The organism is Pseudomonas sp. NPDC087029 (assembly GCF_044745345.1).
GTDB classification, from domain to species: Bacteria; Pseudomonadota; Gammaproteobacteria; order Pseudomonadales; family Pseudomonadaceae; genus Aquipseudomonas; species Aquipseudomonas faucium.
In genome coordinates, this window is the sequence record NZ_JBIVAB010000002.1 from 441,043 (window position 1) to 459,662 (window position 18,620).

General features: G+C 65.3%; 21 protein-coding genes. 4 read left to right on the forward strand and 17 right to left on the reverse strand.

The features are described 5' to 3' along the window. The first annotated feature begins 128 nt into the window (after positions 1 to 128). Positions 129 to 617, forward strand: coding sequence for a transporter substrate-binding domain-containing protein (locus ACIPG5_RS05370; RefSeq protein WP_401373682.1), 489 nt, complete (start codon positions 129 to 131; stop codon positions 615 to 617). 98 nt (positions 618 to 715) lie between these two features. Here ACIPG5_RS05370 and ACIPG5_RS05375 read toward each other — a convergent pair whose 3' ends face one another. Together ACIPG5_RS05375 and ACIPG5_RS05380 are read right to left on the reverse strand one after the other, a co-directional pair. Continuing rightward, positions 716 to 1,213 (reverse strand): DUF523 domain-containing protein, encoded by a 498-nt coding sequence (locus tag ACIPG5_RS05375; protein WP_176517791.1) that lies wholly within the window; start codon positions 1,211 to 1,213, stop codon positions 716 to 718. Further along, positions 1,200 to 1,832: a 2OG-Fe(II) oxygenase gene (locus ACIPG5_RS05380; protein WP_176517812.1), complete on the reverse strand. Its 633-nt coding sequence runs from the start codon at positions 1,830 to 1,832 to the stop codon at positions 1,200 to 1,202. The genes ACIPG5_RS05375 and ACIPG5_RS05380 overlap by 14 nt, the downstream gene beginning before the upstream one ends. A gap of 113 nt (positions 1,833 to 1,945) precedes the next feature. Between ACIPG5_RS05380 and ACIPG5_RS05385 the strand changes: the two genes are divergently transcribed. Then, positions 1,946 to 2,698, forward strand: a complete 753-nt coding sequence (locus tag ACIPG5_RS05385) for a DUF2059 domain-containing protein (RefSeq protein WP_286912185.1) — start codon at positions 1,946 to 1,948, stop codon at positions 2,696 to 2,698. On the opposite strand, the gene ACIPG5_RS05390 is transcribed toward ACIPG5_RS05385, so the two are convergent. After that, positions 2,699 to 3,625, reverse strand: a complete 927-nt coding sequence (locus tag ACIPG5_RS05390; RefSeq protein WP_401373685.1) for an alpha/beta hydrolase — start codon at positions 3,623 to 3,625, stop codon at positions 2,699 to 2,701. A gap of 196 nt (positions 3,626 to 3,821) precedes the next feature. Here ACIPG5_RS05390 and ACIPG5_RS05395 point away from each other — a divergent pair, with 196 nt between their 5' ends. Then, positions 3,822 to 4,391: a DUF6436 domain-containing protein gene (locus ACIPG5_RS05395; protein WP_401373687.1), complete on the forward strand. Its 570-nt coding sequence runs from the start codon at positions 3,822 to 3,824 to the stop codon at positions 4,389 to 4,391. On the opposite strand, the gene ACIPG5_RS05400 is transcribed toward ACIPG5_RS05395, so the two are convergent. Next, entirely contained in the window at positions 4,370 to 4,936 is a 567-nt protein-coding gene (locus ACIPG5_RS05400) for a sugar O-acetyltransferase (RefSeq protein ID WP_176517795.1), read from the reverse strand. The genes ACIPG5_RS05395 and ACIPG5_RS05400 overlap by 22 nt on opposite strands. Positions 4,937 to 5,020: 84 nt before the next feature. Between ACIPG5_RS05400 and ACIPG5_RS05405 the strand changes: the two genes are divergently transcribed. Beyond that, positions 5,021 to 7,387 (forward strand): penicillin acylase family protein, encoded by a 2,367-nt coding sequence (locus ACIPG5_RS05405; RefSeq protein ID WP_401373689.1) that lies wholly within the window; start codon positions 5,021 to 5,023, stop codon positions 7,385 to 7,387. A 108-nt stretch (positions 7,388 to 7,495) separates the two neighbouring features. Here the strand turns inward: ACIPG5_RS05405 and ACIPG5_RS05410 are convergent, their stop codons facing one another. The 13 genes from ACIPG5_RS05410 to cysT all read right to left on the reverse strand — a co-directional run bounded on the left by ACIPG5_RS05410 (position 7,496) and on the right by cysT (position 18,506). Further along, positions 7,496 to 8,368 (reverse strand): transporter substrate-binding domain-containing protein, encoded by an 873-nt coding sequence (locus tag ACIPG5_RS05410; RefSeq protein WP_176517797.1) that lies wholly within the window; start codon positions 8,366 to 8,368, stop codon positions 7,496 to 7,498. Further along, the gene (locus ACIPG5_RS05415) at positions 8,365 to 9,138 is read right to left on the reverse strand and encodes an amino acid ABC transporter ATP-binding protein (RefSeq protein WP_176517798.1); all 774 of its coding nucleotides are present in this window, start codon (positions 9,136 to 9,138) and stop codon (positions 8,365 to 8,367) included. Before ACIPG5_RS05415 ends, ACIPG5_RS05410 begins: the two co-directional genes overlap by 4 nt. Beyond that, on the reverse strand, positions 9,135 to 9,794 hold the full coding sequence (locus ACIPG5_RS05420; protein WP_176517799.1) for an amino acid ABC transporter permease: 660 nt from the start codon (positions 9,792 to 9,794) through the stop codon (positions 9,135 to 9,137). Before ACIPG5_RS05420 ends, ACIPG5_RS05415 begins: the two co-directional genes overlap by 4 nt. Beyond that, a complete protein-coding gene (locus ACIPG5_RS05425) occupies positions 9,775 to 10,440 on the reverse strand; it encodes an amino acid ABC transporter permease (protein ID WP_176517800.1) in 666 nt (221 codons plus the stop codon). Before ACIPG5_RS05425 ends, ACIPG5_RS05420 begins: the two co-directional genes overlap by 20 nt. A gap of 418 nt (positions 10,441 to 10,858) precedes the next feature. Beyond that, positions 10,859 to 11,644: a MetQ/NlpA family ABC transporter substrate-binding protein gene (locus ACIPG5_RS05430; RefSeq protein WP_401373693.1), complete on the reverse strand. Its 786-nt coding sequence runs from the start codon at positions 11,642 to 11,644 to the stop codon at positions 10,859 to 10,861. A gap of 176 nt (positions 11,645 to 11,820) precedes the next feature. Then, positions 11,821 to 12,651, reverse strand: a complete 831-nt coding sequence (locus ACIPG5_RS05435) for a sigma 54-interacting transcriptional regulator (protein WP_176517802.1) — start codon at positions 12,649 to 12,651, stop codon at positions 11,821 to 11,823. Between the two features lie 64 nt (positions 12,652 to 12,715). Further along, positions 12,716 to 13,297: an alpha/beta hydrolase gene (locus tag ACIPG5_RS05440; protein ID WP_176517803.1), complete on the reverse strand. Its 582-nt coding sequence runs from the start codon at positions 13,295 to 13,297 to the stop codon at positions 12,716 to 12,718. 186 nt (positions 13,298 to 13,483) lie between these two features. Beyond that, a complete protein-coding gene (locus tag ACIPG5_RS05445; RefSeq protein ID WP_176517804.1) occupies positions 13,484 to 13,885 on the reverse strand; it encodes a biopolymer transporter ExbD in 402 nt (133 codons plus the stop codon). 1 nt (position 13,886) lies between these two features. Further along, positions 13,887 to 14,606 (reverse strand): MotA/TolQ/ExbB proton channel family protein, encoded by a 720-nt coding sequence (locus tag ACIPG5_RS05450; RefSeq protein WP_176517805.1) that lies wholly within the window; start codon positions 14,604 to 14,606, stop codon positions 13,887 to 13,889. 30 nt (positions 14,607 to 14,636) lie between these two features. Further along, complete coding sequence (locus tag ACIPG5_RS05455) at positions 14,637 to 15,425, reverse strand: energy transducer TonB (RefSeq protein ID WP_176517806.1); 789 nt, start codon at positions 15,423 to 15,425, stop codon at positions 14,637 to 14,639. Between the two features lie 383 nt (positions 15,426 to 15,808). Further along, positions 15,809 to 16,798, reverse strand: coding sequence for a sulfate/molybdate ABC transporter ATP-binding protein (locus tag ACIPG5_RS05460; RefSeq protein WP_176517807.1), 990 nt, complete (start codon positions 16,796 to 16,798; stop codon positions 15,809 to 15,811). A 3-nt stretch (positions 16,799 to 16,801) separates the two neighbouring features. Continuing rightward, positions 16,802 to 17,674 carry a sulfate ABC transporter permease subunit CysW gene (gene cysW, locus ACIPG5_RS05465; RefSeq protein WP_176517808.1) on the reverse strand — a complete coding sequence of 291 codons (873 nt, stop codon included), beginning with the start codon at positions 17,672 to 17,674 and terminating at the stop codon, positions 16,802 to 16,804. A gap of 13 nt (positions 17,675 to 17,687) precedes the next feature. Continuing rightward, complete coding sequence (gene cysT / locus ACIPG5_RS05470; protein WP_236235987.1) at positions 17,688 to 18,506, reverse strand: sulfate ABC transporter permease subunit CysT; 819 nt, start codon at positions 18,504 to 18,506, stop codon at positions 17,688 to 17,690. Positions 18,507 to 18,620: the final 114 nt, after the last annotated feature.

Consider the following 18,620-nt stretch of genomic DNA (forward strand, 5'->3'; position numbering starts at 1 on the left):
CAAAGAGAAATATTTCAGTTAGGGTTAAACCTCGCCAAGGCTTCAAGGTCATAGGCTGCGCTCGACCGCAACGAAGGAACAAAGTTGCGGCGCTCGTTATTTATCTGCCAAAGAAAAAGGGGCACTACATGCGTTCGACCATAGGCGTACTGCTTGCAGTACTGATCACGCCATTGGCTCAAGCCGAGCTGATTGACGACATCGCCGACCGGGGCGAACTGCGCATTGCCGTGCAGGCCGACAATTCACCGTATGCGTTCAAGGAAAACGACCACCTCACCGGTTTCGACATCGAGTTCGGCCAGGCGCTGGCCAAGCAGCTGGACCTGCGCGCCGAGTTCATCGAAACCCCCGCGGCGGAGGTGCTGCCAGGGGTGGAAAGCGGCAAGTACGACGTGGCGCTGACCCCGTCGAGCGAAACGCCCAAGGGTGACGGCCCGCTTGATGTGAGCCTGCCGTTCGGCGAGAAGAAACTGGTGATCCCGTTCCAGAAGGACAACCCGGCCTTCGAGAGCGCCGTGAACAACGCGCTGCAACGGCTCAAGGACAGCGGGCGTACTGCCGAGCTCGAGCAGAAGTGGTTCAAGGGTGTGCAGGAGACCGCTGCCGGGCAGTAGCCACCACTGGCCTCATCGCCGGCAAGCCGGCTCCCACAGGGTTCGAGGTTGCCCATGTGGGAGCCGGCTTGCCGGCGATGGGGCCCGCAGCTTCAACCTCAAACTTCAGCCAACGCCCGCTGCGCCTCGTCCAGCTCCAGCTCGCTGAACACCAGCACCCCTTCACGCCGCAGCAACGCCGTGGTCACCCCCTCTCCCGGCACCTTCACCCCACTGAACGTGCCATCGTAGGTCAACCGGTTACCACAAGACGGGCTGCCCGCCTTGAGCACCGCCACGCGGATGCCATGCCGGCGCACCAGCCGCAGCGCCTGCTGCGCCCCGGCCAGAAAGGCCGCACTGACATCCTCGCCCGCCACCGTCAGCACCTGCGCGCCGCCGTCGAGCACCGCCGCGCCCTGCCCGCCCGGAATTTCCGCTGGCGGCCGTGGCGTCGGCAGCCCACCGGCCACCTCCGGGCACAACGGCACGACCCGGCCTTCGGCCTGCCACCGCTGCAACAGGCCCGGGTGCCCGCTGGCTCGCCCGTCGTAGCGCACCGGCTGGCCCAGCAGGCAGGCGCTGACCAGCACCTTGGGCAGGTCAGAACAGGTCATTGCCACGGCGCCTGAACCAGCCGGTCAACGACAGCCGATCCCGCAGGGCGGGCAGCACTTCATGGGGGACTTCACCCGACAGAAACACCACCAGGCTGCCGGCCTGGGGCGCCACATCGTGCTCCACGCCGCCCTTCAGGAACATGCGCAACTGCCCGCCATCCTGCGCCTGCCAGTTTTCGTTGAGGTACAGCACCGCCGAAACCATGCGCCGGTCATCGTCGCGAAAGCGGTCCAGGTGCCGGCGGTAGAAGGCCCCGGGCGGGTACAGGGCAAAGTGGCATTCGAAGTCTTCAAGGCCGAGGAACAGGCCCTGGTTGATGGCCAGGCGCAACTGGTCCATGGCCGCCAGGTACTGATCGCAGGCGTCGGCCTGGCCGGGGTCGATCCACTGGATCTGATCACCGCGGATGGCCTCACGCACTTCCTGGGCAACACCGCGCCCCACCCCGGCCGGGTTGAGTTCGCCTTCGGCATCGCGGCGCCGGCATTCGGCTGCGAGCGCGCGCACCAGGTCGGCGGGCAGGAACAGTGCCTGCTGGGACCAGCCATGGGTGGCCAGATCGTCGACGACGGCCGCAAGCATCGGGTGTTCAGGGGATATGTGCATGGCGCGCATCATATCCATAAGCCCTGCACTCGCACAGCGCCACTTGGCCGAGAAACACGCGCCTATCTCGACAAACCGGCGTTTTGCCACGGACAATAGCCACCTGCCGACAGGAGTCCTTAATGCACCGTCTGTTTTCCCTGTTCTTGCTGATGATCTGCACCATGCCTGTCTGGGCAGACAGCCTCGATCAGCTGTACAAGGCGGCCGGCTGGCCCGACCAGCGCGCCCACTTCAACGACGCCCTGGGCGCCGCCCAGCAGCGCTACCGCAACAGCCTGCCGCCGGCGGTCTACCAGGCACTGGTCGACAACAGCAACCAGCGCTTCCAGGCCCAGGCCATGGACCGGCGGGCCCAGGCGCAGCTGCGCGCGACCCTGCCCGACCCGGCGCCGGCGCTGGCGTTCTTCCAGTCGCCACTGGGGCGCAAGATCGTCGCCGCCGAACTGCTGGCCACGCGCAAGGACCAACTGGCCAAGAACGCCAAGGGCCTGCCGAAGATGCAGGCCAGCGACAACCGCCTCCTCATCATCGGCCACCTGGCCCAGGCGCTGCCTGCCCGCGAAGCGGGTGCCGAGGTCAGCCTGGCGATTGCCGGGGTAGCCGCCGACAGCTTGAGCTCGATGATCCCCGGCCTGTTCGGCGGCGGCCAGGCGCAAGGCCTGCTCGACGGCCAACGCCAGCGGCTGATGAACCAGATCGGCGCCGACCTCAACAACACGCTGCTGTACGTCTACCGCGACCTGTCGGACGCCGAACTCGAAGAGTTCGCCACCTTCGCCGAGTCGCCGCAAGGCAAGGCCTACTACCAGGCCGCCATGGCGGCCGTGCGCGCGGGCCTGGCGGTGGGGCAGAACGGCGCAGACCTGAAGTAGTCAGCCCAGGCGCTGGTCGATGAAGTCGAAATAGCGCTGGCGGATGCCCGGCAGCTCGTTGGCCAGGTGGTGGCGGGCCTCGGGCAGCAGCAGAATCTGCGGCTGGTCGAACTTGGCCTTGAGCACCTTGAGGTTGTAGGGCCAGTCCACCGTGCCGTCCGCCTCGCCCTGCACGATCAACGGCCGCCGGCTGCTGGCCGGCGCCGCCTCGATGCGCTTCACCCAGGCCATCAACGCCCCCACCCACGCTGTTGGCAGGCGCCGCGGTTGCAGCGGGTCGGCCTCCAGGAACGGCAGGAAGTTCGGGTCGTTGGTGTTTTCGCTGAAGCGCCGCTCGATGCCGTTGACGAAGTGACGCAGCACCCGGTAACTGAACTTCGACCAGCGCCAGGCACGCGGCCGCACCAGCGGCGCGAGCAGGATCGTCTGCCCATCGATGGGGCTCTGCGCGCCCTTGTGCAGCAGATGGTCAACGGCGATGGCACCGCCCGTGCTCTGCCCGCACAGATGCCAAGGGCTTGGTAGCTCGAGCTGCCGAGCCTGTTCGAACAAGGCATCGAGCACCTGCTGGTAGATCGCGAAATCGCTGATGCTGGCTCGCTCGCCGCTGGACAGGCCGTGGCCTGGCAGGTCGCAGCTGATGACCGCGTAACCCAGCTTCAACGCCCACTCGATCACGTGCCGATACAGGCCCATGTGGTCGTAGTAGCCGTGCAGCAGGAACAAGGTCGCGACGGGCTGCTGCGGCACCCACACCTGGCCGACCAGCTCGAAGCCCGCCGCCTGGAAGCCCCCCAGCCAGCTTTGCAGCGGCAGGTCCAGGCCATAGAAGCGCTGGTAGTGCTGCGCCTCGGCAGACAACAGCTGACGCGCGCCAAGGGGCGCAAGGCTGACGCGCAGGCGGTCGGGGTGAAAAGCAGCAGGCATGGGTACATCCACAGCGAAGCGAGTATTGACCTGGGATATTCAGCTCTGAGCTGCATCATGGCAAGCTTGGGAGACCTGCACCGGCCCTGTCGCCGGCAAGCCGGCTCCCACAATGTTCGCGGCGAAGCGCAACCTGTGGGAGCCGGCTTGCCGGCGACAGGGCCAGTGAATCCACCTCAAGGCCCCAGCGCACCCCATGCAGACCCGCCTAGCCAAACCAATCCTCACCGCGCTCGCATTGCTGCTTGGCGCCGCAATCCTCTGGCAGGCGTACTCCAGCTTCCAGTCCCGCTACCTGCGCCCCTTCGACAACCAGGCCACCCTCTTCGACGGCAGCCAACTGCGCCTGCCCGCCGAGCTCGCCGGCCCCGGCCCGATCCGCGTGGTGCATTTCTGGGACCCGACCTGCCCGTGCAACGTCGGCAACCAGCAGCACCTGGGCGACCTGGTCAGCCAGTTCGCCAGCCAAGGCGTGGCCTTCAACGTCGTGCAGAAGCCGGGCACCCACGGCCAGTTGCCCGCCAACCTCGCCAGCCTCGAGCCCATCGCCCAGCTGCCCGGCAGCGAGCACCTGCCGGCATCGCCCGCCGTGGCCATCTGGGACCGCCAGGGCCACCTCGCCTATTTCGGCCCCTACAGCGAAGGCGCCGTTTGCAACGCCAGCAACAGCTTCATCGAACCGATCCTCAAGGCATTGCTCGACGGCCGCCAGGTCAGCGCGTCCAACACCTTGGCGGTGGGCTGCTATTGCCCCTGGGCCGGCTGACGCACCCGCGCCGGGTTGCCCATCACCACGGCGCCGGCCGGCACATCGCGGGTCACCACGCTGCCGGCGCCCACCACGGCGTTGTCGCCGATGCTCACGCCAGGCAGGATGATCGCCGCGCCACCGATCCACACGTTATTGCCGATGCTCACCGGCCGCCCGCTTTCCAGGCCGGTGCGCCGCACTTCGGGGTCCAGCGGGTGGTCCGCGGTGTAGATCTGCACGGCCGGGCCAATCTGGCAGTCGTCACCGATGTGCACTGGCAGCACGTCGAGGATCACGCAGTTGAAGTTCATGAAGCAGTTGCGCCCCACGCGGATGTTGTAGCCGTAGTCGCAATAGAACGGCGGGCGGATCACCGTGCCTTCGCCGACATGGCCGAAGTGTTCGGCGAGCAGGCCGTTGCGGGCGTCGTTGAGCAGTTCGACGCTGTTGTTGTAACGGTGCATCCAGTGCTTGTTGGCAATCTGCTCGGCTTGCAGCTCGGGGCAGCCGGCGTGGTAGAGCTGGCCGCTGAGCATTTTCTGTTTTTCGCTGAGGGACATGGGATCTCCTGTGGGGGCTATGCTCTGTCCGGAATCCGTCGATGATCGGACCACAGTTTCCGCTCGAATGCACAAGGAGTTTCGATGAAGCGCAGCCTCACCCTGTTGGCCGTGGCGGTGGTGGCAGTGGCCGCCGGCGCCGGTTACTGGTACGTGCAGAGCAAGCTGCCGCAACGCGAGGGCGAGGTGGCGATCAGCGGGTTGCAGGCGCAGGTCACCGTGCGCTACGACGCCCGCGGCGTGCCGCACCTGCAAGCGCAGAACGAGCAGGACCTGTACCGCGCCCTGGGCTACGTGTACGCCCAGGACCGCTTGTTCCAGATGGAAATCATGCGCCGCCTGGCCCGTGGCGAGCTGGCCGAGGTGCTGGGCGACAAGCTGCTGCCTACCGACACGTTGTTTCGCAGCCTGCGCATCCGCGAGCAGGCGGCGCTGATGGTGCAGCGCCAGGACCACCAGTCCCCCGCCTGGCAAGCGCTGCAAGCCTACCTCGATGGCATCAATGCCTGGCAGGCCAGCCACCGCAAGCCGATGGAGTTCGACCTGATCGGCATCACGCCGCGGCCGTTCACCGCTGAAGACACCCTGAGCATCGCCGGCTACCTGGCCTACAGCTTCGCCGCCGCATTTCGCACAGAACCTGCACTGACCTACATCCGCGACCAGCTCGGCCCGCAGTACCTGAAGATCTTCGACCTCGACTGGCAGCCCGACGGCGCACTGGCCACCCCACTGGCGGCAGCCGACTGGCAGAGCCTGGAAGCACTGGCCCGCCTCAGCCACGAGGCCCTCAGCGACGCCGGCATCCCGCAGTTCGAAGGCAGCAACGCCTGGGCCGTTTCCGGCAGCCGCACCCGCAGCGGCAAGCCCTTGCTGGCCGGCGACCCGCACATCAGCTTCGCGGTACCGGCGGTGTGGTACGAGGCCGAGCTGTCGGCGCCGGGCTTCAACCTGTATGGCTACTTCCAGGCGCTCAACCCGTTCGCGCTGCTCGGGCACAACCGCGACTTCGGCTGGAGCCTGACCATGTTCCAGAACGACGACGTCGACCTGATCGCAGAAAAGACCAACCCCGCCAACAGCGAGCAAGTGCTGGTCGATGGCCAGTGGCGCACGCTGGAAAAGACCCAACAGCAGATCGCGGTCAAGGGCGAGCAGCCTGTCACCATCGACCTGCGCCGCTCGCCCCACGGGCCGATCGTCAACGACGTGCTCGGCGCCACGGCCGGCACAACGCCGATTGCCATGTGGTGGGCGTTTCTGGAAACCGAAAACCCGATCCTCGACGGCTTCTACCAGCTCAACCGCGCCGATACCCTGGCCAAGATGCGCGAAGCGGCGGCCAAGGTGCAGGCACCGGGGCTCAACTTCGTCTGGGCCAACGCCCGCGGCGATATCGGCTGGTGGGCCGCCGCGCAGCTGCCGATTCGCCCGGACGGGGCCAACCCGGCGTTCATCCTTGATGGCGCCAGCGCCCAGGCCGACAAGCTGGGTTTCTACCCGTTCAGCGTCAACCCGCAACAGGAAAACCCGGCCAGTGGCTACATCGTCTCGGCCAACTTCCAACCACCCGCCGTGGTGAGCATTCCGGGTTACTACAACCTGCCGGACCGGGGCCGCCAGCTCGATCGCCACCTGGCCGACCCGCAGGTGAAGTGGGACACCAGCAACAGCCAGGCGCTGCAACTCGATACTGCCAGCGACTACGGCCCGCGCACCTTGGCGCCGCTGCTGGCGACCATGCGCAAGGTCGCCCAGGGCGACGAGGAAAAGGAGCTGGTCGAGCAACTGGCGGCCTGGCGCGGCGATTACCCGCTGGACTCCACCAGCGCCACGCTGTTCAACCAGTTCCTCTTCGACCTGGCATACGCGGCGCTGCATGACGAACTGGGCGACACCTGGTTCCCGGTGCTGATCAGTACCCGCGCCATCGATGCCGCGCTGCCGCGCCTGGCCGCCGACGCCGGGTCGCCGTGGTGGAACACCAAGGGCGCCAACCAGCGCAGCGACCGCACCAGCGTGGTACGCCTGGCCTGGCAGCAAAGCCTCAAGCATTTGCGCGAAACCTTCGGCAACGACCCGGCAAGCTGGCAGTGGGGCAAGGCCCATACCCTGACGCACAACCATCCGCTGGGGGTGAAGAAGCCGCTGAACCTGCTGTTCAACGTCGGGCCGTTTGCCGCGCCGGGCACGCACGAGGTGCCCAACAACCTGTCGGCGAAGCTGGGGCCAGCGCCATGGCCAGTGAACTACGGGCCTTCGACACGGCGGCTGATCGACTTTGCCGACGCCGGGCAGGCGCTGACCAGCAACCCGGTCGGGCAGAGTGGGGTGCCGTTCGACAGGCACTATTCGGATCAGGCACAGGGGTATATCGAGGGGCGGTATCAGCGGGCGCAGATGGGGGTGATTCCGGCGCAGAGCACGTTACGGTTGCTGCCTGGTCGGTAAAGGGCTGCTTCGCAGCCCATCGCCGGCAAGCCGGCTCCTACAGGAGCAGCGGCGCCCTCACTGTGGGAGCCGGCTTGCCGGCGATGGGCCGCAAAGCGGCCCCGCATTTCAACCCTGCCACTTGCCCCCTTCGACGATTACGCTCTCAGGCTTGGTGTCATCGCTCAGTTCCTTGCGCACATACTGGTCATACAGCTTTAGCAGGAACTTCTCCTCGCCCAGCTTGGCCAGCTCGGCATTCACCCAGTCACGCAGCTCGGTGTTGCCCTTCTTCACCGCCGGCGCAATCGGCGCCTCTTCGCCCAGCAGCTGCGGCAGCACGCGGTAACCCGGGTTCTGCTTGGCCCAGCTGAACAGGATCAGGTTGTCCTGGGCGTAGGCGTCGCCACGGCCGGCGGCCAGCGCTTGCAGCGATTCGCTGTTCTTCTCGAACTTCAGCAGCTTCCAGTCCGGGTGGTGCTTGCTCAGCCAGATGTCTGCCGTGGTGCCGGTGGTGACGATGGTGGTCTTGCCGGCCAGGTCATCGAGCTTCTGCACCGCGCTGCCGTCGGCGACGATGGCCTGCACGGCCACGCGCAGGTTGGGGTTGGTGAAGTCCACCGCTTCCTTGCGCTCCGGTGTCACGGTCATGTTGGCGAGGATCAGGTCGACCTTGTCGCTTTGCAGGAACGGGATGCGGCTGGCCGGCTCGACGGCGACGAACTCCACCTTGTTCTCGTCGCCGAGCAGGTCCTTGGCCAGGCGCCGGCCGATGTCGGTGTCAAAGCCGACATAGCGGCCGCTTTCATCGACGAAGCCGAACGGCGGCTTGTCGGTGAACACGCCGACGATCAGCTTGTCACGCGCCTTGATGGTTTCCAGGTAGCTGGTCGCAGGCGATGCCGCGGCAGGCTTGGCGGGTTCCTCGGCCTTGTTGCAGCCGGCCAGCAGGGCCAGGCCGAACAGCGGCGCCAGCAGTTTGGTGAGGGGGGCAGTTTTCATGACAGTTCCTTATGCAGTGTCTTGGGCAGGCTTTCGACGAAGGAGAATTTGTCCAGGAACTGCTGCGCTCGTGCGGTCCGCGGCTGGCTGAAGAAGCTCTCGGGGTCGCTCTGTTCAAGGATCCTGCCGGCCTCCATGAACACGATTCGGTCGGCCACCGCGCGGGCGAAGGCCATTTCGTGGGTAACGATAAGCAAGGTCATGCCGTCGCGGGCCAGGCCCTGGATCACCTGCAGCACCTCCTTGACCATCTCCGGGTCGAGGGCGGCAGTCACCTCGTCGAACAGCATCACCTGCGGGTTCATGCACAGCGCGCGGACGATGGCGATGCGCTGCTGCTGGCCGCCGGACAGCTGGCGCGGGTAGGCGTCGCGCTTGTCCAGCAGGCCGACGCGGGCCAGCAGGGCTTCGGCCTGGGCCTGGGCTTCGGCGCGCTCGCGCTTCTGCACCTTGAGCGGGCCCAGCAGCAGGTTGTCGATCACCCGCATGTGGCCGAACAGGTGATAGCTCTGAAACACCATGCCCACCCGCTGGCGCACCTGGCGCCAGTCGGTGTCAGGTGCCAGTAGCGCTTCGCCGGCCAGGCGCAGCTGGCCGCTGTGCGCGTCTTCCAGTCCATTGAGGCAGCGCAGCAAGGTGCTCTTGCCGCAGCCGCTGGGGCCGAGGATCACCACCACTTCGCCGGCCTCTACCTTGAGGTCGACATCCTTGAGCACCTGGTGCTCGCCGAAATACTTGTTGAAACCCTGGAATTCGATCAGTGCGCTCATGAGTGGGCCCAGCGCCGCTCCAGCACGCGCGAGGCGGCGGACAGCGGGTAACAGACGATGAAGAAGAACAGGAACAGCGCGCCGTAGATCAGCACCGATTCGTAGGTGCGCTCGATGATCTGCTGGCCCACCTTGATGACATCGACCACACCGATCAGCACCGCCAGCGAGCTGGTCTTGATGATCCGCGTGTAGATGTTGATGGTCGGCGGGGTCATGCGCTTGAGCGCCTGGGGCAGCAGCACATGGCCGTAGAGCTGGGCGCCGGACAGGCCGATCGACAGCCCCGCCTCACGCTGCCCGCGCGGCAGCGACTGCAAGGCGCCGCGCACCACCTCGCCGACCTCGCTGGCGCCCCACAGCCCGAGCACCAGCACCGCGCACCAGAAACTGGGGATGCTCAAGGCGAAGAAGATCGGCAGGCCGAAGAACACCAGGTACAACCACACCAGCACCGGGATCGCCCGGAACAATTCGAGGTAGACCTGCAAGGCGATGTTCAGCAGGCGATTGCCGAGGGTTGCCAGCACGCCGTAGAGCACGCCACCGAGGGTCGCGAAGACGATGCCCAGGGCCGAGATGGCCAGGGTTTGCGCCGCGCCACGGCCAAGCTGCGGCAGCGACACCAGCAGCAGGTCAAACGCCGAACTGGCCATGTTGCAGCCTCCTTTCCAGGTAGCGCAGCAGCAGCGACAGGGGCAGGAACAGCAGCACGCAGAGCAGCGTCAGCACGGCGAGCATTTCGTAGGTCTTGTAGTAGAGGGCGATGTAGTTCTTGGTGGTGTAGAGAATCTCGGGCACGGCCACGGCCGACACCACCGTGGTTTCCTTGAGCAGGAAGATGAAGTTGGCGAACAGCGCCGGCAGGCTCAGAAGGCCCGCCTGGGGCAGGATCACATGGCGCAGCAGCTGGCCTTCGGAAAGGCCGATGGCGCGCCCGGACTCCAGTTGCGCACGCGGCACCGCCTCGACACCAGCGCGCAGCACTTCGGTGAGGTAGGCGCCGCCCATGAAGGTCATGGTGATGATCGCCGCAGCGAAGCCGGAGATGTTCAGGCCCAGGCTGGGCAAGGCGAAGTAGACGAAGAACAGCTGGATCAGCAGCGGCGTGTTGCGCGCCAGCTCCACGTAGCCCTGCACCAGGCGCCACAGGTAGGGCGTGCGCAGGACCAGGAGGGTGGCATTGACCAGAGCGACCAGCAGCGAAGTGGCAATGGCGATCAGGCCGACCTGCAAGGTCACGCCCACGGCCTTGAAGAATGCCGGAAGTGTACTAAGAATGAAGGCGGTGTCGAAGGTCATGGAACGGGCCTCGACAGCGTGTTTGGGGAGTACGGCATGGGCAAGTTCTACCGGGTGCGCAGTGCACGATCAGTAGACTCTAAAGGTATAAAAAACTTTTAATAAATACCTTTATTGCATATTGATATCACTGAAACTTTACTGCCAGGGATGCCTCAAACAGCTTTAGAACGCGGCTTGCAAGGCCATCAAACCAACAAGGACGATAACGATGAATTGCCCCTGCTCAACCGATAGCAATGAACAGATTCTGTGGCTGATGGCGTTGCGCCGGGCGCTTGGCAGCTGAACATTGATTTACCTGGGCTGGCCCTATCGCCGGCAAGCCGGCTCCCACACGGCAGCATCCACTCGCCACAAACAAAAACGCCGACGCAAAATGCGCCGGCGTTTTCGATTGCAGGGTCAGCCAGGCGAATCAGAACGCCGGCAGCACCGCGCCGCTGTACTTCTTGGCGATGAATGCCTTCACTTCAGGGCTGGTCAGGGCCTTGGCCAGCTTCTGGATCGCATCGCTGTCCTTGTTGTCCGGGCGCGCCACCAGGAAGTTCACGTAAGGCGAGTCGCTGCCTTCGATCACCAGCGCATCCTTGGCCGGGTTCAGGCCCGCTTCCAGTGCGTAGTTGGTGTTGATCATGTCCAGGTCGACCTGGTCCAGCACACGCGGCAGCATGGCCGATTCCAGCTCGCGGAACTTCAGCTTCTTCGGGTTCTCGGCGATGTCTTTCGGCGTGGCCAGGGCGTTTTTCGGGTCTTTCAGAGTGATCAGGCCAGCCTTCTGCAGCAGGATCAGCGCGCGGCCGCTGTTGCTGCCTTCGTTGGGAATGGCAACGGTGGCGCCATCCTTGAGCTCGGAGAGGCTCTTGATCTTCTTCGAGTAGCCACCAAACGGCTCGACGTGCACGCCTACCACGGTTTCCAGGTGAGTGCCCTTGCCTTCGTTGAAGCTCTTGAGGTACGGCAGGGTCTGGAAGTAGTTGGCGTCCAGGCGCTTCTGGTCGACCTGCACGTTAGGCTGCACGTAGTCGGTGAAGACCTTGATTTCCAGGTCCACGCCTTCCTTGGCCAGGGTTGGCTTGATCAGCTCGAGGATCTCGGCGTGGGGCACCGGGGTGGCGGCAACCACCAGTTTCTCGGCAGCGGCGGCCAGGCCGGAGAACGACAGGGCAGCGGCCAGGGCCGTGGTCAGCAGGGTCTTGTTCATGGTGGTCCTTGTTCTGTTTCTGGCCATCGGCGATGGCAAAAAGTCGGTTGCCCAACCGGTTCACCCGGGAGCGTGAGGCGGACAATACCGAGATTTTTTATTCCGGAACAATATCTTTTAATTCGCTGCTTATTCCGAAAACAAATAGCCATCACGGCATTCGCTTATACCGATGTCTAGCGCGCCAGGTCCGGCAGGTCGAGGTCTTCGGGCTGGATCTCTTCGCTGTCATTGACCAGCAAGGCGAAGTGGATGACGTTCTCCAGTTCGCGGGTGTTGCCCGGCCAGGCATGGGCCTCCAGCAGCTGTTGCGCGGCTTCGCTGATCAGCGGCAGCGAGCGCTGCAGGCGCACGCAGTAGATGCCCACGAAGTACTCGGCCAGCGGCAGGATATCGCCGCGCCGCTCGCGCAGCGGCGGCAACTCCAGGGCGCCTTCGAGCAGGTACTGGTACAGACGCTCGTTGAAGCGCCCGGCACGCACTACCCGCGCCAGGTCGATGCTGGTGGCGGCCACCAGGCGCACATCCACTGCCTGCGGCTGCTGCGCGCCCACCCGGGTGACTTCGCGGTTTTCCAGCGCTGCCAGCAACTTGCCCTGGATCTCCAGCGGCAGGTCGGCGATTTCATCCAGGTACAAGGTGCCGCCGTTGGCCGAACCGAACCAGCCGGCACGGCTGCTGGCGGTGCCACCCTGGGCCCCGGCGCTGTAGCCGAACAGCTCGGCATCGGCGTAGGTCGGGCTGATGGCGGCGCAGTTGACCGACACGAACAGCCCGGCGCGGTCGCTGGCGCGGTGGATCTGCCGCGCCAGCAATTCCTTGCCGGTGCCGGTCTCGCCGCGGATCAACACCGGCAATGCTTGCGGCGCCAGCCGCTCCAGCGCCTGGCGCAGTTGCTGCGAGCGGGGGTCGATGAACACCAGGGCCTTGGCGCGGATGCTCAGCGGGCTTTTGTCCAGTTCGGGGAAGGTCAGCAACGGCTGGCCGAAGGGGTTTTGAAAAGTCATGCGTAACTCCCGCCCCGGGCTGTAGGTGGCCGGGCGTCAGGCAAAGGTGATCGGTAGGGGTGGATCAGGCGCGACGCAGCGCACGCTGTTCGACCCGGCTCTGCAGGCGATACAGGTAGGCGAAGCCCTGCTCCCAGCGCTCATGCCCGGACTTGACGTTGATGTGCCCGGCATTGCTCAGCAGCCCGGCTTCCGCGCCCCAGGCCTGGGCCAGGTACAGCGCGCGCGGCACGCTGACGGCGGGGTCGTTGTCCGAACTGACCACCTGGCTTGGGAACGGCAAGGCCTGCTGCGGGATCGGCGCAAAGTTGCGCAAGGCCGGTGCGCAGGTCGGGCGCTCGACATCCGCCGGCGCCACCAGCAACGCACCGCGAACGCGGCGCAGCAATGCCGGGCTGGCCTGCGCCGCCCAATGGGCAACGGTGATGCAGCCCAGGCTGTGGGCGATGAGGATCACCGGCGAAGGTTCGGCGGCGATGGCCTGCTCCAGTGCCTGCACCCAGTCGTGGCGCTGCGGGGTCAGCCAGTCGTGCTGCTCGACCCGGGCGCTGTTGGGCAGGCTGCGCTGCCAGTGGCTTTGCCAATGATTGTCTGGCGATCCTTGCCAGCCCGGCACAATCAGGTAACGAATCGACTCATTGCGCATGGGGACGCCTCCAGTAAGTTTGCGTGCTTGCGGTCCAGTATAGGGCGGCAGTTATATCAGTAAAGGAATAAGAAGCTATTTATTAATAACCAAAACATCAAAAGTACTGACCCGCATCAATAAAAAAAGGGCCATCCCCTGCCAAGAGATATGGCCCTAAGCACTTGCCTGAAGAGGGTTGCCCGGTCAGCGCGCGGTGATCACCGCCAGCTTGCTGATGCCGGCACGTTCGATGGCCGCCATGGCGCGCGCCACTTCGCCATAGTTCACGCCGTCGTCGGCCTGGAGCTGCACGCGCACTTGCGCGTCCTTGTCCTTGGCCGCCTTGAGGTTGGCTTCCAGCGACTGGGGCTGGATCTCGTCCTTGTTGATGAACAGCTTGCCGTCGCCGTCGATGCTCACCACCAGCGGGTCCTTCTGCTCCACCGGGGCCACGGCCTCGGTCTTGGGCAGGTTGATGGGGATGGCGTTGGTCAGCAGCGGCGCGGTGACGATGAACACCACCAGCAGCACCAGCATCACGTCGACCAGCGGTGTCACGTTGATTTCACTGAGGACTTCGTCGCTGTCCTGGGTAGAAAAGGCCATGTCAGGACGCCTCCTTCACAGGCTGGGTGAAGCCGGCCTGGGCCTTGTGCACCGCCGGGTGCACCAGCACGCGAAAGGCACTCTTCTGGGCCAGGCTGTAGAAGTCGTGGGCGAAGTCATCGAGGTCGGCGGCGGTCAGCTTGAGGCGGCGCAGGAAGTAGTTGTAGACCAGCACCGCAGGCACCGCGACGGCGATACCGACACCGGTCGCCACCAGCGCCGCGCCGATCGGCCCGGCCACGGTTTCCAGGCTGGCCGAGCCGGCCGCGCTGATGCCCTTGAGCGCCTCCATGATGCCCCACACCGTGCCGAACAGGCCGATGAAGGGCGAGGTGCTGCCGATACTGGCGACCACGGCCAGGCCGGTTTCCAGCGAACGGCGCTCGCGCACGATCTGCTGGCGCAGGGCGCGCTCGAGGCGGTCCTGGTGGTTGATGGCCTGGCTCAGGTCGCTGGCCTGGGTATCACCGACGGCGATCGCGGCATAACCGGACTGCGCCACGCGGGCTGCCGGGCCCGGTGACTCGTGGCTGATTTCGGCAGCCGAGTCCAGGCTCGACGCCGCCCAGAACTGCTGGTGGAAGCGTTTGTCCTGGCGCTTGAGCCGCACGAACTGCACGACCTTGACCAGGGCCAGGCCCCAGGTGACGACGGAAAAACCGACCAGCAGCCAGATGACTGCGCTTTCAACGGATTCGAGGGGGGATGCCAGCAGGCTCATGATGATGTCTTCCTGTGTTCTGCGAAAAAGTTAACGAAGCTTGAAATCGATCGGCACGCTGACCCAGCCGGCCTGGGCCACGTCGCCCTGCTTGGCGGGCACGAAGCTCCAGCGCTTGACCGCGGCCAGGGCGGCGGCGTCGAGGGCGTCGCGGCCGCTGCTTTTCTGGATCTGGATCTGCCCCGGCTTGCCGCTGGGCAACACCTCCACGCGCAGCAGCACGGTGCCTTCCCAGCCACGGCGCTGGGCCATCTGCGGGTATTCCGGCGCCGGGTTCTTCAAGTAGGCGGCGTTGGCCGAAGCTGGCGTGACCGGCGCAGGCGCCGGTGGCGCGGGCGGTGCCGGGGCCGCTACCGGTGCCGGGGGCGGTGCTTCGACCGGCTTGGGCTGTGGTTTGGGTGGCTGCTTGGCCACAGGCTTGGGCAGCGGTTTTGGCTTGGGTTTGGGCTTGGCGGCCAGCTCGTCGACCACCGGCGGTGGCGGCTCTACCACCGGCGGTGCCGGGGCAGGTGGCGGCGGCTCGACCACAGGCGGCGCTGGGGCGGCGAACTCGATGGTCATCGGTGGAACCTGTGGCGGCACCACCGGCAGCGCGGGCGTCGGCGCCTGGCTGACCCAGTAGGCGGCGGCGCCATGCAGGGCCAGCACCAGCAGAGCCAGCGCCAGCTTGTCGCGGCGCTTGAGGCCACTGACCGGCGTGCGTTGCAGGCGCAGCTGGCCCAATGGCTGGCGTAGCGTCCGTCCGAGCTCGACCAGGTCACCCGGGGCCGGGCGCCATGGCTGGTCGTAGGCCCTCACGGCCGTTTGGACATTACCCATTTGATCAAACTCCTGGGGGTTCTTGATTCAGGTGTGTGGCTGAATCATCGGGGTCAGGGGCTTATCTCTTAAAGTAATGTTTAAAATTAAAGCTAGATCATTTGCGCATATAGGATTTTGCAAGATGTTGCAAAGCCGCGCCGTTCGTGGGGTTGGAGCGAATGGCCAGAACAGCATGCATTCGAGGCATTTGAAATATTCGTGCAAGGCATGGGATTGCTGCGAGGGCTCTGCCCTCGATCGCCGGCAAGCCGGCTCCCACAGGGACCGGCGCTGCAGCTGTGGGAGCCGGCTTGCCGGCGATGGGCTGCAAGGCAGCCCCAACAAACGCACAGGCAATAAAAAACCCGGGACCATGCCCGGGTTCTTCACTCACAGCTGGCTCAGATATCCGCCACCTTCTGCCAAACCTTCGGCCTGAAGAACAGCGTCTCGCCACGCGCCAGCCCGGTCAGGCTGTCGTGGTCCTTGACCACCTCGGCCTCGATCAGCTCGCTTTGCCCTTCCACCTTCAAGGTCACCCGCGTGGTAGCCCCGAGCGGGCGAATATCACGCACCTCGGCAGCATGGTGGCCCTCGGTTTCATGACGCGACAGCGACACCTCGTGCGGGCGGAACAGCACGTGCTGCCCTTCGCTCAAGGCCAGGCGGTTGGAGTCGCCGAGGAAGTGGTAGACGAAGTCGTTGGCCGGCTTCTCGTACACCTCGCCGGGCGAGCCGATCTGCTCGATCACGCCCTTGTTCATCACCACGATGCGGTCTGCCACTTCCATGGCCTCTTCCTGGTCGTGGGTAACGAACACCGAGGTCAGGTTGATATCCTCGTGCAGGCGCGCCAGCCAGCGGCGCAGCTCCTTGCGCACCTTGGCATCGAGGGCGCCGAACGGCTCGTCGAGCAGCAGCACCTTGGGCTCCACCGCCAGGGCGCGGGCCAGGGCGATACGCTGACGCTGGCCGCCGGAAAGCTGCTCGGGGTAGCGGTCGGACAGCCAGTCCAGCTGCACCATGTTCAGCAGCTCATGCACCTTTTCGGCAATCTTGCTCTCGCTCGGGCGCTCGCCCTTGGGCTTCATGCGCAGGCCGAAGGCGACGTTGTCGAACACGCTCATGTGGCGGAACAGCGCGTAGTGCTGGAACACGAAACCGACGTTGCGATCGCGCACGTCATGGCCGGACACGTCCTCGCCATGGAACACGATGCTGCCGTCGTCCGGGGTTTCCAGGCCGGCGATGATGCGCAGCAGGGTGGTCTTGCCACAGCCGGAAGGGCCGAGCAGGGCCACCAGCTCGCCGCTGTGGATATCCAGGTTGATGTTGTCCAGGGCCTGGAAGCTGTTGAAGCGCTTGCTGACGTTACGAACTTCGATCGACATGAATCATTCCTCCGCGGCGCTATGGCGCAGGCGGTTAATACGGTTCTCGCTCCACTGCTTGAGCAGCAGGATGAAGAGCGCCAGGATCAGCAGCAGGCTGGCCACGCTGAAGGCCGCGACATGGTTGTACTCGTTGTAGAGGATCTCCACGTGCAGCGGCAAGGTGTTGGTCACGCCGCGAATGTGGCCGGACACCACCGACACCGCGCCGAACTCGCCCATGGCCCGCGCGGTGCACAGCACCACGCCGTAGATCAGGCCCCACTTGATGTTGGGCAAGGTCACGTGCCAGAACATCTGCCAGCCGTTGGCGCCCAGCAGGCGCGCGGCCTCCTCCTCTTGCGTGCCTTGCTCCTGCATCAGCGGGATCAGCTCGCGGGCAACGAAGGGCACGGTGACGAAGATGGTCGCCAGCACGATGCCGGGCAAGGCGAACACGATCTGGATGTCATGGTCCTGCAACCAGGGCCCGAACAGGCCCTGGGCGCCGAACATCAGCACGTAGACCAGGCCGGCGATCACCGGCGACACCGAGAACGGCAAGTCGATGAGGGTGACCAGCACGCTCTTGCCGCGGAAGGTGTACTTGCTCACGCACCAGGCGGCGCTGACGCCGAACACCAGGTTCAGTGGCACCGAAATCGCCACCGCCAGCAGGGTCAGGCGCAGGGCCGACAAGGCGTCGGGTTCGAAGATCGCCTCGAAGAAGGTGCCGAAGCCGTTCTTCAGCGCCTGCGACACCACGATCACCAGCGGCAGCAGCAAGAACAGCGCAAACACCAGCCAGCCAAGGCCGATCAGGATGCGCCGCGAGGTGGAACTGCCACGCCGCGCGGCATTGGCGGCGGCACTGGCGCTCAGGGATGAACTGGACATAGCCGGGCCTCCTTCAAGGGGTTTCGATGCGGCGCTGCAGCAGGTTGATCAGCAGCAGCAGGATGAAGGAAACCACCAGCATCAGCACGCCGATGGCGGTGGCGCCGGTGTAGTCGTACTGGTCCAGCTTGACCATGATCAGCAGCGGCAGGATCTCGGTCTTCATCGGCATGTTGCCGGCGATGAAGATCACCGAGCCATACTCGCCGACGCCGCGGGCGAAGGCCAGCGCAAAGCCGGTGAGCCAGGCCGGCAGCAGGGCCGGCGCCAGTACGTGGCGGAACACCTGCAGCGGCTTGGCGCCCAGGCAGGCTGCCGCCTCCTCGACTTCACGGGGGATGTCGGCAAGCACCGGCTGCACCGTGCGCACCACGAACGGCAAGGTGACGAAGGTCAGCGCCAGGGTGATGCCCAGCGGTGTGTAGGCAATCTTGAAGCCCAGGTCGGTGGCGAACTGGCCCACCCAGCCTGCCGGCGCGTACAGGGCTGTCAGGGCGATGCCCGCAACCGCCGTGGGCAGGGCGAACGGCAGGTCGATCATGGCGTCGATGACCTTGCGCCCGGGGAAGGTGTAGCGCACCAGCACCCAGGCCAGCAGGGTGCCGATCACACCGTTGATGATGGCGGCGAACAGGGCGGTGCCGAAACTCAGCTTGAGCGCGGCGAGTACCCGCGGCGCACTGATGATGTTCCAGAACTGCTCCCAGGTGAGCTGCGAGGCATGAATGAACATGGCCGCCAGCGGTATCAGCACGATCAGGCTGAGGTACACCAAGGTGTAGCCCAGCGTCAGCCCGAAGCCGGGTATGACGGGGGAAATGCGACGTGACATAAATATCCCTGGTTGAACGCACGAAGCCCGGGACGAATCCCGGGCCGGTGCTAGCTACTGAATCCCGGAGCTGCCGTGCAGCCCATCGCCGGCAAGCCGGCTCCCACAGAAGGT

Coding starts and splice junctions, on each gene's coding strand:
- ACIPG5_RS05400 (WP_176517795.1), bottom strand. CDS start 4,936: ATGTCCCTCAGCGAAAAACAGAAAATGCTCAGCGGCCAGCTCTACCAC.
- ACIPG5_RS05445 (WP_176517804.1), bottom strand. CDS start 13,885: ATGGCCTTTTCTACCCAGGACAGCGACGAAGTCCTCAGTGAAATCAAC.
- ACIPG5_RS05405 (WP_401373689.1), top strand. CDS start 5,021: ATGAAGCGCAGCCTCACCCTGTTGGCCGTGGCGGTGGTGGCAGTGGCC.
- ACIPG5_RS05430 (WP_401373693.1), bottom strand. CDS start 11,644: ATGAACAAGACCCTGCTGACCACGGCCCTGGCCGCTGCCCTGTCGTTC.
- ACIPG5_RS05410 (WP_176517797.1), bottom strand. CDS start 8,368: ATGAAAACTGCCCCCCTCACCAAACTGCTGGCGCCGCTGTTCGGCCTG.
- cysT (WP_236235987.1), bottom strand. CDS start 18,506: ATGTCACGTCGCATTTCCCCCGTCATACCCGGCTTCGGGCTGACGCTG.
- ACIPG5_RS05370 (WP_401373682.1), top strand. CDS start 129: ATGCGTTCGACCATAGGCGTACTGCTTGCAGTACTGATCACGCCATTG.
- ACIPG5_RS05415 (WP_176517798.1), bottom strand. CDS start 9,138: ATGAGCGCACTGATCGAATTCCAGGGTTTCAACAAGTATTTCGGCGAG.
- ACIPG5_RS05385 (WP_286912185.1), top strand. CDS start 1,946: ATGCACCGTCTGTTTTCCCTGTTCTTGCTGATGATCTGCACCATGCCT.
- ACIPG5_RS05420 (WP_176517799.1), bottom strand. CDS start 9,794: ATGGCCAGTTCGGCGTTTGACCTGCTGCTGGTGTCGCTGCCGCAGCTT.
- ACIPG5_RS05395 (WP_401373687.1), top strand. CDS start 3,822: ATGCAGACCCGCCTAGCCAAACCAATCCTCACCGCGCTCGCATTGCTG.
- ACIPG5_RS05440 (WP_176517803.1), bottom strand. CDS start 13,297: ATGCGCAATGAGTCGATTCGTTACCTGATTGTGCCGGGCTGGCAAGGA.
- ACIPG5_RS05455 (WP_176517806.1), bottom strand. CDS start 15,425: ATGGGTAATGTCCAAACGGCCGTGAGGGCCTACGACCAGCCATGGCGC.
- ACIPG5_RS05425 (WP_176517800.1), bottom strand. CDS start 10,440: ATGACCTTCGACACCGCCTTCATTCTTAGTACACTTCCGGCATTCTTC.
- ACIPG5_RS05390 (WP_401373685.1), bottom strand. CDS start 3,625: ATGCCTGCTGCTTTTCACCCCGACCGCCTGCGCGTCAGCCTTGCGCCC.
- cysW (WP_176517808.1), bottom strand. CDS start 17,674: ATGTCCAGTTCATCCCTGAGCGCCAGTGCCGCCGCCAATGCCGCGCGG.
- ACIPG5_RS05460 (WP_176517807.1), bottom strand. CDS start 16,798: ATGTCGATCGAAGTTCGTAACGTCAGCAAGCGCTTCAACAGCTTCCAG.
- ACIPG5_RS05435 (WP_176517802.1), bottom strand. CDS start 12,651: ATGACTTTTCAAAACCCCTTCGGCCAGCCGTTGCTGACCTTCCCCGAA.
- ACIPG5_RS05450 (WP_176517805.1), bottom strand. CDS start 14,606: ATGAGCCTGCTGGCATCCCCCCTCGAATCCGTTGAAAGCGCAGTCATC.
- ACIPG5_RS05375 (WP_176517791.1), bottom strand. CDS start 1,213: ATGACCTGTTCTGACCTGCCCAAGGTGCTGGTCAGCGCCTGCCTGCTG.
- ACIPG5_RS05380 (WP_176517812.1), bottom strand. CDS start 1,832: ATGCGCGCCATGCACATATCCCCTGAACACCCGATGCTTGCGGCCGTC.